16 protein-coding genes are annotated in these 13,670 nt (G+C 60.8%); 13 read left to right on the top strand and 3 right to left on the bottom strand.

All coding sequences use genetic code 11. From position 1 onward, the window contains the following. Window positions 1–128: 128 nt before the first annotated feature. The 11 genes from rpsP to trpS all read left to right on the top strand — a co-directional run bounded on the left by rpsP (window position 129) and on the right by trpS (window position 8,815). On the top strand, window positions 129–383 hold the full coding sequence (rpsP, locus tag ACIROY_RS23175) for a 30S ribosomal protein S16 (protein ID WP_040503873.1): 255 nt from the start codon (window positions 129–131) through the stop codon (window positions 381–383). A gap of 49 nt (window positions 384–432) precedes the next feature. After that, a complete protein-coding gene (gene rimM, locus ACIROY_RS23170) occupies window positions 433–996 on the top strand; it encodes a ribosome maturation factor RimM (RefSeq protein ID WP_402278363.1) in 564 nt (187 codons plus the stop codon). A 26-nt stretch (window positions 997–1,022) separates the two neighbouring features. Further along, the gene (gene trmD, locus ACIROY_RS23165) at window positions 1,023–1,769 is read left to right on the top strand and encodes a tRNA (guanosine(37)-N1)-methyltransferase TrmD (RefSeq protein WP_402278365.1); all 747 of its coding nucleotides are present in this window, start codon (window positions 1,023–1,025) and stop codon (window positions 1,767–1,769) included. Window positions 1,770–1,903: 134 nt separating this feature from the next. After that, complete coding sequence (rplS, locus tag ACIROY_RS23160) at window positions 1,904–2,287, top strand: 50S ribosomal protein L19 (protein WP_402278367.1); 384 nt, start codon at window positions 1,904–1,906, stop codon at window positions 2,285–2,287. A gap of 81 nt (window positions 2,288–2,368) precedes the next feature. Next, the gene (locus ACIROY_RS23155; protein ID WP_116435374.1) at window positions 2,369–3,034 is read left to right on the top strand and encodes a CoA pyrophosphatase; all 666 of its coding nucleotides are present in this window, start codon (window positions 2,369–2,371) and stop codon (window positions 3,032–3,034) included. Window positions 3,035–3,247: 213 nt separating this feature from the next. Next, complete coding sequence (locus ACIROY_RS23150) at window positions 3,248–4,204, top strand: CobD/CbiB family protein (RefSeq protein ID WP_402278369.1); 957 nt, start codon at window positions 3,248–3,250, stop codon at window positions 4,202–4,204. A gap of 168 nt (window positions 4,205–4,372) precedes the next feature. Continuing rightward, a complete protein-coding gene (locus tag ACIROY_RS23145; RefSeq protein ID WP_016836400.1) occupies window positions 4,373–4,717 on the top strand; it encodes a DUF3579 domain-containing protein in 345 nt (114 codons plus the stop codon). 154 nt (window positions 4,718–4,871) lie between these two features. After that, window positions 4,872–6,260, top strand: a complete 1,389-nt coding sequence (fumC, locus tag ACIROY_RS23140; protein WP_116435377.1) for a class II fumarate hydratase — start codon at window positions 4,872–4,874, stop codon at window positions 6,258–6,260. Between the two features lie 244 nt (window positions 6,261–6,504). Next, window positions 6,505–6,837: a hypothetical protein gene (locus ACIROY_RS23135; protein ID WP_402278373.1), complete on the top strand. Its 333-nt coding sequence runs from the start codon at window positions 6,505–6,507 to the stop codon at window positions 6,835–6,837. A 64-nt stretch (window positions 6,838–6,901) separates the two neighbouring features. Further along, window positions 6,902–7,468, top strand: a complete 567-nt coding sequence (locus tag ACIROY_RS23130) for a glycine zipper family protein (RefSeq protein ID WP_116435379.1) — start codon at window positions 6,902–6,904, stop codon at window positions 7,466–7,468. A 282-nt stretch (window positions 7,469–7,750) separates the two neighbouring features. Beyond that, entirely contained in the window at window positions 7,751–8,815 is a 1,065-nt protein-coding gene (gene trpS / locus ACIROY_RS23125) for a tryptophan--tRNA ligase (protein ID WP_402278375.1), read from the top strand. A 29-nt stretch (window positions 8,816–8,844) separates the two neighbouring features. Here trpS and ACIROY_RS23120 read toward each other — a convergent pair whose 3' ends face one another. After that, window positions 8,845–10,245 carry an ATP-binding protein gene (locus ACIROY_RS23120; protein WP_402278770.1) on the bottom strand — a complete coding sequence of 467 codons (1,401 nt, stop codon included), beginning with the start codon at window positions 10,243–10,245 and terminating at the stop codon, window positions 8,845–8,847. A gap of 17 nt (window positions 10,246–10,262) precedes the next feature. Further along, window positions 10,263–10,991, bottom strand: a complete 729-nt coding sequence (locus ACIROY_RS23115) for a response regulator (RefSeq protein WP_402278377.1) — start codon at window positions 10,989–10,991, stop codon at window positions 10,263–10,265. Between the two features lie 208 nt (window positions 10,992–11,199). Here ACIROY_RS23115 and ACIROY_RS23110 point away from each other — a divergent pair, with 208 nt between their 5' ends. Continuing rightward, entirely contained in the window at window positions 11,200–11,769 is a 570-nt protein-coding gene (locus ACIROY_RS23110) for a Spy/CpxP family protein refolding chaperone (protein ID WP_402344503.1), read from the top strand. Between the two features lie 70 nt (window positions 11,770–11,839). Here ACIROY_RS23110 and ACIROY_RS23105 read toward each other — a convergent pair whose 3' ends face one another. After that, on the bottom strand, window positions 11,840–11,992 hold the full coding sequence (locus ACIROY_RS23105) for a hypothetical protein (protein ID WP_402278381.1): 153 nt from the start codon (window positions 11,990–11,992) through the stop codon (window positions 11,840–11,842). Window positions 11,993–12,039: 47 nt separating this feature from the next. Here ACIROY_RS23105 and ACIROY_RS23100 point away from each other — a divergent pair, with 47 nt between their 5' ends. Further along, entirely contained in the window at window positions 12,040–13,668 is a 1,629-nt protein-coding gene (locus tag ACIROY_RS23100) for an MdtA/MuxA family multidrug efflux RND transporter periplasmic adaptor subunit (protein WP_402344534.1), read from the top strand. Window positions 13,669–13,670: the final 2 nt, after the last annotated feature.

The following is a 13,670-nucleotide window of genomic DNA, read 5'->3' as shown; positions in this document are numbered from 1 at the left end:
AGGACGGAGGGGGCGCGTGCGGCGCATCGCGCGGGCCAGGTCGCTTTCCCGTATTCATCTTGCTGCGTGACCGGTATTTCGGCTATAATCACCAGCTTTTCCGTGTTCGAACACTTTTTGGAACCATTATGGTCGTTATTCGTTTAGCTCGTGGAGGCGCCAAGAAGCGCCCATTCTTCAACATCGTTGCAACTGATTCGCGCAATCGCCGCGACGGTCGCTTCATCGAGCGTCTGGGTTTTTACAACCCGGTTGCTTCCGGTAAGGAAGAATCCTTCCGTATCGCTCAAGACCGTCTGGCTCACTGGGAAGGCGTCGGCGCACAGCTGTCCCCAACCGTTGCCCGTCTGGTCAGCGAAGCAGGCAAGAAGGCCGCTGCTTAATTGCAGTTGCATTCAGCTCTGATTTCGCAAGCGTATTGGTAAGGCAGGTTTGTCGCGCACATCACAATCAGGCGTTGCAGTTCCCTCGGATCTGTTGACGGTAGGTTACATCTCAGGTGCTTATGGTATTCAGGGATGGGTGCGGGTCAAACCTTATTCAGCGGATGCAGATGCTCTGCTGGGCGCAAAAACCTGGTGGCTGGACAAGCCGGAGTTGCGTGATGTCGAGATGATGCAAGCCAAGTCCCACAGCGGTGATGTGGTGGCAAGGTTAATGGGAGTGGCTGGTCGTGATGCCGCCGAGGCGCTCAAGGGCGCCGTGGTGCAGATTGCGCGCAGCCACTTTCCTGCTTTATCCGACGGAGAATTTTACTGGGTCGATCTGATCGGCCTGGCAGTTGAAAACCTGCAGGGCGAGTCCCTAGGCGTGGTCAGCGATCTGATGGACAACGGGGCTCACCCGATCCTGCGGGTCGCAGTTCCCACGATCCAAGCCGAGGCTGCCGACAGCAAGGCTGCTGCAGAAATCCTGATTCCGTATGTTGACCAGTTCGTCAAGACCGTCAGTCTGGCGGACAAGAAAATCGTGGTCGACTGGGGACTGGATTATTGATCCCGTAGTATTGAAAAGGGTGCCGGATGCAATTTGACGTCGTCACGCTTTTTCCCGAAATGTTTGCAGCATTGACGCAGTCCGGTGTAACCCGGCGTGCGTTCGAGCAAAAGAAGTGGGGCTTGTCGCTGTGGAATCCCCGTGATTTCACCACCGACAATCATCGCACGGTGGACGACCGGCCTTACGGCGGCGGACCGGGCATGGTGATGCTGGCCAAGCCGTTGCAGCAGACGCTGCAGGCGGCGAAGCAGCGGCAACTCGATTTGAATCTGGCGGCGCCGCGTGTGGTGTATTTGTCCCCGCAAGGCAAGCCGCTGACGCATCAGCGCGTCATGCAGTTCGCTGAAGACACAGGTGTGGTGCTGCTGTGCGGTCGCTACGAAGCGATCGACCAGCGTTTGCTGGACAGCCATGTCGATGAAGAAATCAGCCTTGGCGATTTCGTGCTGTCGGGCGGTGAATTGCCGGCGATGGCGCTGATGGATGCCGTGATCCGGCAATTGCCGGGCGTGCTCAACGACGGCAGCTCGGCGGTTGAAGACAGTTTCGTCAACGGCCTGCTGGATTGTCCGCACTACACGCGGCCTGAAGAATACGAAGGTGTTGCGGTGCCGCCGGTATTGATGGGCGGCCATCATGCAGAGATTGTGAAGTGGCGACGCGAGCGGGCGCTTGAAGCGACCGCGAAGAAGCGTCCCGACCTGATCGCGAAAGCGCGCCAGGACGGTTTGCTGAGCAAGGCCGATGAAAAGTTTTTAAGCAGTTTGTAGCAAATGTAGCAAAAGTGCGGGCAAGGCCGGAAGACAACTGAAGGCGGCGTCCGTTGATTAACCCCATCCTCTACCGGGCAGGTCGACTCAGTCGACGAAGTCAGCGCCGGCAAGATGGCATTCGGAGTATTAAAATGGATCTGATCCAGCAATTAGAGCAAGAAGAGATCGCGCGTCTCGCAAAGAACATCCCTGAGTTCGCTCCAGGCGATACAGTCATCGTCAGCGTCAACGTGGTCGAAGGTACGCGCAAGCGCGCCCAGGCTTACGAAGGCGTCGTGATCGCGCGTCGCAACCGTGGTTTGAACTCCAACTTCATCGTCCGCAAGATTTCGTCGGGCGAAGGCGTTGAGCGTACATTCCAGTTGTACTCGCCGCTGATCGCGTCGATCGAAGTCAAGCGTCGCGGCGATGTCCGTCGCGCCAAGCTGTACTATCTGCGTGAGCGTTCCGGCAAGTCGGCACGTATCAAAGAGAAGCTGCCTAACCGCCGTGGCACTGCCAAGGCTGAAGCGTAATCTTCGCAAAGTCTTTGATATTTGTTTGAAAAAAGGGCGTCTTCGGACGCCCTTTTTGTATTCCATCCTTAAGGTGCAGCCTTGGCAATTTTTGATCCTCTCGATCTTCCGATAGAGTCCGTCGCCGGCGAGGCGAGGCTGGATGCCGAGCGCATGCAGGAGGAATGGCTGCGCCGCCGCTTTACCGAAGAGCGCCCCTGGACGCCCGAGATCAACGTCGAGCAGCAAATCCGCCAGGTTGCCGGAACGCCGCGCCCGGCTGCCGTGCTGATGCCCATCGTGCTGCGCGAGCAGGGGCCGACACTGCTGTTTACCCAGCGCACCGCCGATCTCAAGGACCATGCCGGGCAGATCAGCTTCCCCGGCGGCCGCACCGAGCTGAGCGACGTCTCGCCGGTCGACACGGCCCTGCGCGAAACGGAAGAAGAAATCGGTCTGGCGCGCCGCCATGTCGAGGTGATCGGCTCGCTCCCCGAGTATTTCACCGGCACCGGCTATCGCGTTACGCCGGTGGCCGGCCTGATCCGCCCGCCCTTCGACGTGGTGCCCGATCCGCGCGAAGTGGCCGAGATCTTTGAAGTGCCGCTGGCGTTCCTCATGGACGGCATGAACCATCAGCGCCGCACCATCGAGTTGCCCAACGACCTTGGTCGGCGCACCTTCTACACCATGCCGTACGAGCGCTTCTTCATCTGGGGCGCGACCGCAGGCATGCTGCGCAACCTGTTCCATTTCTTGCGCAGCTGAGGGCAGAGCAGGGCAGGGACCTGAAGGGTGCCGCTCATAGGGAAAATATCTCCCGCGGACAACATAAAACGTCAGGAATACTTGCTGCCGTTGTATCATTTACCTGTTTCCGCGAAGGTCGTGCGCTCTGTGCGAACTCATATTCGCTTGGCAAAAGTACTTCCATAAGTACACCAATAAGTACACAAATAAGACTCACCAAAAGGCGGCTTGATGACATTTCTTTCCATACTCTTTGCGCTCCTGATCGAACAACTGAAGCCGCTGCGGGCGGACAATCCGATTTACGCCTGGATCAAATCCTTCGCGGCCCGGATTGAAAACTGGTTCAACGCCGGTCACGCGCATCATGGACGTCTGGGATGGTTTGTCATGGTCGGCGCGCTGACGGTGCCGGCCGGCCTGGTCTACTGGGTGTGCCTGCGCATCAGCCCGCTGGCGGCGCTGGCGTGGAACGTGCTGATCGTCTACATGACCCTGGGCTTCCGTCACTACAGCCACTACTTCACTTCGATCCAGCTGGCGCTGAACACCGGCGATGATGTCGCCGCGCGCGCCTTGTTGGCAGAGTGGACCAAGGAAGACACCTCGGACCTTGATGTCAGCGAAATTTCGCGCATCGCCGCCGAAAAAGCCCTGGTTACCACGCATCGTCACGTATTCGGCGTGTTTTTCTGGTTCCTGATGCCGGTTGGCCCAGCCTTGGCTGTGATGTATCGCGTGTCGGAGTATCTGGCGCGCGCCTGGAATGAGCCGGATCACATGAAGCAGGAAGTCTTTGGCCGCTTTGCCGAACGTGCGTTCTACTGGATAGACTGGATTCCTGCACGTTTCACGGCGGCGGCGTTTGCCGTGGTCGGCAATTTCGAAGACGCGATCTACGCCTGGCGCAATTTCGCCGATCGCTGGAAGGATGAGGCCGTCGGCATCATCCTGTCGGCCGGCGGCGGCGCCATGGGCGTGCGTTTCGGCACCCCGGCCGAGTCCGCCTCGGGCGTGCTGCCGATCGATGCCGCGACGGTCGATTCGACGCTGGAAGCAGCTGACGGCTTCCCCGGCGATCCGCCTTCGCCGCGCACGCTGCAAAGCACGGTCGGCTTGGTCTGGCGCGCCATGTTGTTATGGATGTTCCTGCTGCTGCTGCTGTCGGTCGCCGTCTGGCTGGGGTAAAGGCAGGCAGGGTTGCTCGCAAGACAAGCTTTTGCGGGTGGTCCCGGTTGTCCAGATAGTGGTGTATCTCAAGTCTTCTATAAGATATAATACTTGGGTTTCGTCGGCTTTCATCCCAACAGGAAGGAAGCCATTTATGTGGCAAACGCCAGAGAACGAATTGCACGCATGGCAGATCCCATCAATACCACCAACGAGCCGGCACAAGAATTCATCATCATGGGTCTGACCCAGGATGGGAAGCAGTTCCGGCCCAGCGACTGGGCCGAACGTCTGTGCGGCGTCATGTCCTGTTTCCGCCCCGAAGGTTCGGGCGGCCGCAATGCTCACCTGCAATATTCCCCCTACGTATTACCGACCATGATCAACGGTGTTCGCTCGGTCGTCGTCAACGAAGCGCTGCGCGCGCTTGAGCCGCTGGCGTATCATTTCGTCCTGAATTTCGCCAAAGACAACAACCTGCAGGTGATCGACGCCTGTCTGCTGCCGGACCCAGCGTCCCGCAAGCCGTAGGACGTATTGCATCAGCGTCCGCCGGCAGCAGCGAGGCGGTGGTTGATGCAATACGTTCCAGTTGTCTCCTATCGCTCAAGCCGGCAGCGTGCGCCAGAGCCGTACGAGATGTAGCGGTTCCACGGAACCATATTTCCTGCGGAGAAGAAATATCATGAAACATCGCATTGAACGTGACACCTTCGGCCCGATCGAGGTGCCTGACGATCGTTTGTGGGGCGCGCAAACGCAGCGCTCGCTGCACCATTTCCATATTTCCACCGAGCGCATGCCCGCCGAACTGATCGTTGCGCTGGCGGCGGTCAAGCGTGCCTGCGCAAGCGTCAATCGCGACCTCGGCAAGCTCGACGCCAAGAAGGCGGAAGGCATCCTCGCCGCCGCCGATGAAGTGATCGCCGGCAAGCACCCGCTGGAATTCCCGCTGTCGGTCTGGCAGACCGGTTCCGGCACACAAAGCAACATGAACATGAACGAAGTGCTGGCCAATCGCGCTTCGGAACTGCTGGGCGGCGTGCGCGGTGAAGAGCGCAAGATCCATCCCAACGACGACGTCAACCAGAGCCAGTCGTCCAACGACATCTTCCCGACCGCCATGCACGTGGCGGCCGCGCTGGCCATCGCCACCCACCTGGTGCCCAAGCTGCACAAGCTGCGCGCGACCCTGGAACGCAAGTCGGAAGAATTCAAGGACATCGTCAAGATCGGCCGCACCCACTTGCAGGACGCCACGCCACTGACGCTGGGCCAGGAGTTCTCGGGCTATATCGCGCAACTCACGCATGCCGAAATGGCGATCATTTCGACGCTCAACGCCGTCAGCGAACTGGCAGCCGGCGGCACTGCGGTCGGCACCGGCCTCAACGCGCATCCGGAATTCGGTGCGCGCGTCGCCGCCGAGCTGGAGAAGCACTACGGCTTCCCGTTCAAGACCGCGCCCAACAAGTTTGCCGCACTGGCCAGCCATGACGCCCTGGTGTCGGCGCACGGCGCCCTCAAGACACTGGCGGCGGCGCTCATGAAGATCGCCAACGATGTGCGCTGGCTGGCTTCCGGCCCGCGTTCCGGCCTCGGCGAAATCACCATCCCGGAAAACGAGCCGGGCAGCTCGATCATGCCGGGCAAGGTCAATCCGACCCAATGCGAAGCCCTGACCATGCTGTGCGCGCAAGTGTTCGGCAACGACGTCGCAATCAACATCGGCGGCGCATCCGGCAATTTCGAACTGAACGTGTTCAAACCGGTGATCGTGCATAACTTCCTGCAAAGCGTACGTTTGCTGGCCGACGGCATGGACAGTTTCGACGACCACTGCGCGCAGGGCATTGAAGCCAACCGCGACCGCATTGCCGACCTGATGGAGCGTTCGCTGATGCTGGTGACCGCGCTGGCGCCGCATATCGGTTACGACAAGGCCGCCAAGATCGCCAAGCAGGCGCATCACGACGGCACCACCTTGAAGCAGGCGGCGCTGGCTCTTGGTTATGTCACCGAGGAGCAATTTGCCCAGTGGATCAAGCCGGAGGAAATGACCGGGCCGAAGTAATTTTCGTCGGTCCTGAAGCCGATTTTTCGGCAGGATTTCCGCTTTGCCTACACGCCGCTTCCAAAGAGCGGCGTGTTCGTTTCCGATTCCCGGAAACCCGCATGTATCCGGCTTTGTAGCGCCATGTACAGGTTTCTTAAATAGGGTTACGAATTGAAACAAAGCCGTTGAAACCTTCCCATTTTGCGTATATTGAATGAAGCGGGATGGCGCGTGCCGTCTCCACGAAATACGCGAGGCGAAGATGAGAAAAGCAGCTTTGTTGGGATTGCTTGCGCTGGGTTGCATGGCGGCAAGCGGGGCGAGTTCCGCGCACACCCGTTTCGGTGTGTACATCGGCGGTCCGCTGTGGATACCGCCACCGGCCTACTATCCGGCCCCGGTCTATTATCCGCCGCCGGTCTATGTCCAACCTGCAGCTCCGCCGGTGTACATCGAGCAGGGGCCCGCACAGAGCAATTACTGGTACTACTGCCAGGAAGCCAAAGGTTATTACCCGTACGTCCAGAGTTGCCCGAGCAACTGGATGAAGGTGGTGCCGAACGGTCCAAATGGCGGACAACCGCCGCCGCAATAAAGCTAAAGCACGGCCGCCAACAAACCTCAGACCAGTTGCAGATAGCCTTTTCAAGGATTACATCGTGAAACCACTCCATAAAACAGCCGGTACGCTCGGCGCGTTGACAGCCCTGCTGGTGCTGGGCGGCTGCGTCAGCGTGCCGACCGGCCCATCGGTCATGGCCATGCCGGGCAACGGCAAATCGTATGAGCAATTCCGCAGTGAACAGCAGCAGTGCCAGCAATATGCCCAGGACGCCATCGGCGGACAGGCGCAGTCGACGCAGAACAATGCCACCAACAGCGCTGTCGCGGGCACCGCGATCGGTGCGGTGGCCGGCGCTTTGATCGGCGCAGCTTCGGGCAATGCCGGCGCAGGTGCTGCGATCGGCGCCGGCGGCGGTCTGCTGGTCGGCAGTGCGGCCGGCAGCAACGCGTCGGCAGGCGGTAACTATTCGATGCAGCAGCGCTACGACATGACCTACAGCCAGTGCATGTACAGCAAGGGCAACCAGATCCAGACGCAGCAACAGGCCACCACGGTCTACAGCTACCATCCGCGCCGCTACTATTACGCACCGCCGCCTCCGCCGCCCGGTTATTACGGCCCGCCGCCGGGATACTACGGCCCGCCACCGGGCGCGTATTAATACTCCCAAACCGCATCGCAAAAACGATGCGGTTTTTTTTACGGAAGTCGGGCGGGGCAGGGCTTTTGCGCTGCATCATCAGCAAGGCTTGATGCTATACTTGGCAGATGCAATACAGAATCCAACCCTCTCTACAACTCCGGCATTGGTGGCGCACCTGATTCGGGTGGCCCGCTTTTGCACAGCTTTGTAGTACAGCTTTTGTCAATGTGATGCCGCCGGTCCGGGCGGCATTGTTTTATGCGGCGAGACTGGCAGCGTTCCGAAATTACCGGAGTGACCATGTCCTTGAATGTTTCGCCAGCGTCTGCACCATCTGCAGCTTCCACCGTTTCCGACCAGCCGTCCGCGCGTCCCATTGTTTTGACCGGCGACCGTCCGACCGGTCCGTTGCATCTCGGTCATTACATCGGTTCGCTGGTGTCGCGCGTGCAGTTGCAGAACGAAGCCAGCCAGTTCCTGCTGCTGGCCGACACCCAGGCCATGACCGACAACGTCGGCCGTCATCAGAAAGTCACCGACAACGTGCTGGAAGTCGCGCTCGACTACCTGGCCGTCGGCATCGATCCGGAAAAATCCACCATCTTCATCCAGTCGCAAGTGACCGAGCTCTACGAGCTGTCGATGCATCTGCTGAACCTGGTCAGCGTGTCACGCCTGGAGCGCAATCCAACCATCAAGGAAGAGATCCGCCTGCGCGGTTTCGAGCGCGACATCCCGGCTGGCTTCCTGACGTATCCGGTCAGCCAGGCCGCCGATATCAGCGCCTTCAAGGCCACACTGGTGCCGGTCGGCAACGACCAGCTGCCGATGATCGAGCAGACCAATGAACTGGTGCGCCGCTTCAACAACGTGGTCGGCAAGGACGTGCTGGTGGAGTGCAAGGAAGTGCTGTCAGAAACCGGCCGCCTGCCCGGCATCGACGGCAAGGCCAAAATGAGCAAGTCGCTGGGTAACTCGATCGCATTGGGTGCTTCGCCGGCCGAGATCAAGCAGGCCGTGCAGCGCATGTACACCGATCCGAATCATTTGCGCGTCGACGATCCGGGCCAGGTCGAGGGCAACGTGGTGTTTGCCTTCCTTGATGCCTTCGAGCCGGATCGTGTGGCGCTGGAAGAGCTCAAGCAGCACTACCGCCGCGGCGGTCTCGGCGACAGCGTGCTCAAGCGTCGCCTGGAAGGCCATCTGCAGGAATTGCTGGAGCCGATTCGCACCCGCCGTGAACAATGGCAGCAGGATCGCGGCGAAGTGATGGCTATCCTGCGTCGTGGCACCGAACGTGCGCGCGCAGCAGCCGCGCAGACGGTGTCGGAAGTGCGCGGCGCGCTCGGCCTGAACTACTTTTAACGCCTAGTAAAAACGGTCCGGACGGGCGCTCAACGCGCCCGTTTTGCCTGCTTCAGCGGCAGCGATAGCAAGACTTCCAATCCACCCTTGGCATGGTTGCGCAGATCCAGCAAGGCGCCGTGATTCTCCGCGATATTGCGCGCAATCGTCAGTCCCAGGCCGGTGCCGCCGGTGTCGCGCGAGCGCGATGTTTCAAGCCGGTAGAACGGTTCGAACACGGTTTCCAACTGGCCTTCAGGAATGCCGGGGCCGTGATCGCGGATGCGGATCAGCACCCGGTTCGGCAGCAGGTCGTCGAGCGCGATTGATACCTCGGCGCGTTGGCCGTACTTGAAGGCGTTGTCGAGCAGATTGGTCAGGCAGCGACGCAGCGCATTCGGCTGGGCCACCACGAAAGCGCGCGTGCGGCCCTGCAGTTCCACCTGCTGGCCGGCGTCTGATGCGTCGGCGCACACGCTGTCGAGCAGGGAATCGATGTCCAGGCGCTGCATCGCTTCAGTCGAATCCATGCTGCGCGCCAGATCCAGTCCTTCCCGCACCATGCCTTGCATCACGGCAAGGTCATCCACCAGCTTTTGCTGCAATTCCTTGTCTTCCACTTTTTCCAGCCGCAGGCGCAGGCGCGTCAGCGGCGTTTGCAGATCATGCGTGATCGCCGCCAGCATGTGCGTGCGGTGCTGGATCTGGCGCCGGATGCGCATCTGCATGGCGTTGAAGGCCTTGGCGGCCTGGCGAATTTCGGTCGGGCCTTTTTCGACCAGAGGCGGATGGTCGATATCGCGTCCCAGTTCCGTCGCCGCACTGGCCAGATGCTTGATCGGACGCACGGCCATGCGCGCCACCACATACGCCAGCATTGCAATCAACACCAGGAACAGAAGAATGTACGGACCGCCGGAAGGACCCATGCCGCCGCGACCGCGCAGCGAAGGCGGGTCGCCCGGCATGTGCAGACGCAGGCGCAGCAGCGCCTTGTCGCGCAGGCTGACATAGATGACACGGCAGGTTTCCATGCGCGGCCGCTCGGCACGGGCAGGATCGTCCGGAGGCGCATTGCGCGGCCGGCGCGGGGCGCAGTCAGTCTCGCGCTGGACCACGATCTGGCGGTCCTCGCCCAGTCTCGATTTCAGGATGTCGGCCATCGGGCTGCTGCTCGGGCGCAGCGTGTCGCCGACCTCATTAACGAAGGCGGCCTCGAAGCCGAAGTTGTCGGCCGCGTGCAAGACCACGTCGCGCGCCTGCGGCGTGAGAGGATCGAGCGCCTGCACCACCTGCTCGACGCGTTCGGCGACGTGTTGGTAGCGCAGTTCGCGCATGGTGTTGCGACGCTCGTTGGAAGCCAGCCAGGTAGTCGTCACCGTCGCCACCAGGATGCCCGCCAGCAGGATCAGGAAGACGCGATTGCCGATCGAGCCGATGAACTCGCGCAAAGGGGCGAAGAGATGATTCATCCGGCGTCTTCCTGTGTCACGGTGGTGGCCAGCACGTAACCTTCGTTGCGGATGGTCTTGATGATGGTCGGGGTGCGGGCGTCATCGCCCAGTTTCTGGCGCAGGCGGCTGATCTGGATATCGACCGAGCGATCAAAGGGATCGGCTTCGCGGCCCTGGGTCAGTTCCAGCAGCTGGTCGCGGTTGAGGATGCGGTTGGGATGGTCGAGGAACACCTTGAGCATGCGGAATTCCGCGCCTGACAAGGCCACCACTACGCCGTCCGGGTTGAGCAGATGGCGCGCAGTCAGGTCCAGCGTCCAGCCGGAGAAATGCATGGTCTTGGCATCCGGCCGCATCATGCTCGGCGGCAGCGCCTGGGTCCGGCGCAGCACGCTGCGTATGCGCGCGAACAGTTCACGCGGCTCGAACGGCTTGGCCAGGTAATCGTCGGCGCCCATTTCCAGTCCCAGGATGCGGTCCAGCGGTTCGCCGCGCGCGGTCAGCATGATCACCGGCACGTTCGATTGCGCGCGCAGGTTGCGGCACAGCGTCAGGCCGTCCTCGCCGGGCAGCGTCAGGTCCAGCACGATCAGGTCCACCCGCGATTCGTCGAGCACCTTGCGCATGTCGGTGCCGTTGGTCGCCGTCAGTGTACGGAAACCGTTGGCATCGAGGTACTCCGCCAGCAAGGTGCGGATTTCGCGGTCGTCGTCGACCACCAGAATGTGAGAATTTGTATCCATGGCAGCCATTATGACTACTCCAAAAAATGGGGTGACGCTGAATTGTATATTGGGATAACAGGCAGCCCCCCAGACATAGAGAGAAACAAAGCAGCCGCCGGCATATACAGAGAGATACAAATCGTGCAACAAGGGAAAAACCGCGGTTACACCTGAAGAGTTAAATGTGAACTGTGCAGATAACGCACCCAACACGAAAGGAATCACCATGTTGAATCTGAAAAAACACCTGATGATCGGCGTCGCCGCCGCAGGTATCGGTCTGACCGCCATGTCTTCGTTCGCCCAGATGCCGCCGGCAGGTCCGGGCGGCCCAGGTGGTCCAGCCGGACGTCATATGCCGACTCCCGAACAGATCGCCAAATTCGAGCAGCACCGCGCCAAACGCCAGGCAGCCTTGCACGACAAACTGAAGATCACAGCAGCCCAGGAAGGCGCCTGGAAGACCTTCACCGACAAGACCACGCCGCAGCGTCCGGCCACGCCGCCGGCCCGTCCGAGCAAGGATGAATGGAGCAAACTGACCACGCCGGAACGCCTGGACCGCCATCTGGACATGATGAAGAAGATGGAAGCCCGCATGACGGATCGTATCGCCGCCACCAAGGAGTTCTACGCCGTCCTGTCGCCTGAGCAGCAAAAGGTGTTCGACCAGGAATTCCGCAAGATGGAAGAGCGTCGCTTCAAACACGGCCGTTTTGGTGACCATGGCGGTGACCACGGTCGCGATCACGGCAAGCCGGGTGCTCCTGCAGCCGCGCCTGCTCCAGCCAAGTAAGCAACATCGGCAATTCGAAACCTTGCGCAACTTTGCGCAAGGTTTTTTGTCTTTCTCTCAACGTTTTTGTTTATTTGATATGAAGATATGCGGGAACGATCATCGTTCCGTCATGCTTCTGCACCATAATAACGAGTTGGCGTGCTGCCGTGCGCCTGCGAGCGCATTTCCTGAAGACCATCCCGCCGGCCGCAAAGGCTGTCGCCGCCGCGCTGATCTTCATGAAATGCCTTGACCCATATTGAATCGATCGATTTTCCTGCCGCCAAGATGACTACAACACCAACTCCAGACAACAATCAATCGCCATCTTCCTCTTCCGGAAAATCCCCCGGCTTGCTCAAGCGCTGGTGGTTCTGGGCCTTGCTGATCATTGTGGTCGGCGGCGGTTATTACTACTGGCACCACAAGCGCGCGGCAGCGGCCGAGCAGGCACAGAGCAGCGGCGGGCAGTGGCAGGGGGGCGGCGGCAAAGGCAAGCGCGGCGGTCCTCCGGGCGCGGGTGGCGGCTTCGGTGGCGCAGGCCTGTCGCCGGTGGGCGTGGCGGTGGCCAAGATCTCGGACGTCAATATCTACCTGACCGGCCTCGGAGGCGTCACGCCGACCGCCACCGCTACGGTGCGCAGCCGTGTCGACGGCCAGCTCATGAAGCTGCATTTCAAGGAAGGCCAACTGGTCAAGGAAGGCGACTTGCTGGCGGAGCTCGATGCGCGTCCCTACCAGGTTGCAGTGACCCAGGCTGAAGGCCAACTGGCGCGCGACCAGGCGCAACTGGGCGCGGCCCAGCTTGACCTCAAGCGCTACCGCACGTTGCTGTCGCAGGATTCCATCGCCGGCCAGCAGGTCGATACGCAAGCCGCGTTGGTCAAGCAACTGGAAGGCACGGTCAAGTCCGACCAGGGCAACCTGGCCAGCGCGCGCCTGCAACTGACCTATTCGCGCGTCACTGCGCCGGTCAGCGGCCGCCTCGGCCTGCGCCAGGTCGACATCGGCAACATCGTCCACTCCAGCGACACCAACGGCATTGTCATCATCACCCAGGTGCAGCCGATCACGGCAGTGTTCAGCATTCCCGAAGACAACATCCCGGCCGTCATGAAGCAACTGCAGGCCGGCAAGAAACTCGCCACCGATGCGTGGGACCGGGACCAGAAGAACAAGCTCGCCAGCGGCGTGCTGCTGACCATCGACAATCAGGTCGACGCCACCACCGGCACCATCAAGCTCAAGGCGCAATTCCCCAACACCGACTATGCGCTGTTCCCGAATCAGTTCGTCAACATCCGCATGCTGCTAGACACCCGCAAGGACGCCATCACGATTCCGACGGCGGCGCTGCAACGCGGCTCCAAGGGGTTATTCGTGTATGTGGTCAAGTCCAACAACACCGTCACCGTGCGCAACGTCAAGACCGGCCCGGCGCAGGGCGACATCACCGCGATTGAAGACGGCGTCGCCAGCGGCGAAACCGTGGTCGTCGACGGCATCGACCGCCTGCGCGAAGGCGCCAAGGTCGAGCCGGTGGTGCGCGGCGGCGCCGACGATCCGGCCAACAAACTGACCGAAAAGGCTGGTCCGCGTCGTCATAAACGCGATGGTGCTGCCGCTGGTGCCGCGGGTGCTCCCGGCATTGCCGCCGGCGAAGGTCAAAGCGGTCAAGGCGGCCAGGACATGACGCCCGAAGAACGCCAGAAGCGCTGGGCTGCGCTCAACAAACGCATCGACGCAGGTGAGTTCGGCGAAGAAATCAAGAAGCTGCCGGAAGACCAGCGCCGCCAGCGCATGATGGAAATGCGCCGCCAGCAACGCAGCACCACGGAAGGCACACCGGCCGCGCCTGCTGCAGCACCGGCAACTGCACCGGCTGCAACTCCAGCCCCCGCCAATGCAACGAAATAAGG

It is taken from the genome of Herbaspirillum sp. NPDC101396 (genome assembly GCF_044767365.1).
In the GTDB taxonomy this organism is placed as follows: domain Bacteria; phylum Pseudomonadota; class Gammaproteobacteria; order Burkholderiales; family Burkholderiaceae_D; genus Herbaspirillum.
Note: the sequence above shows the minus strand (reverse complement) of the source record. Positions and strands in the feature narration are given on the sequence as shown.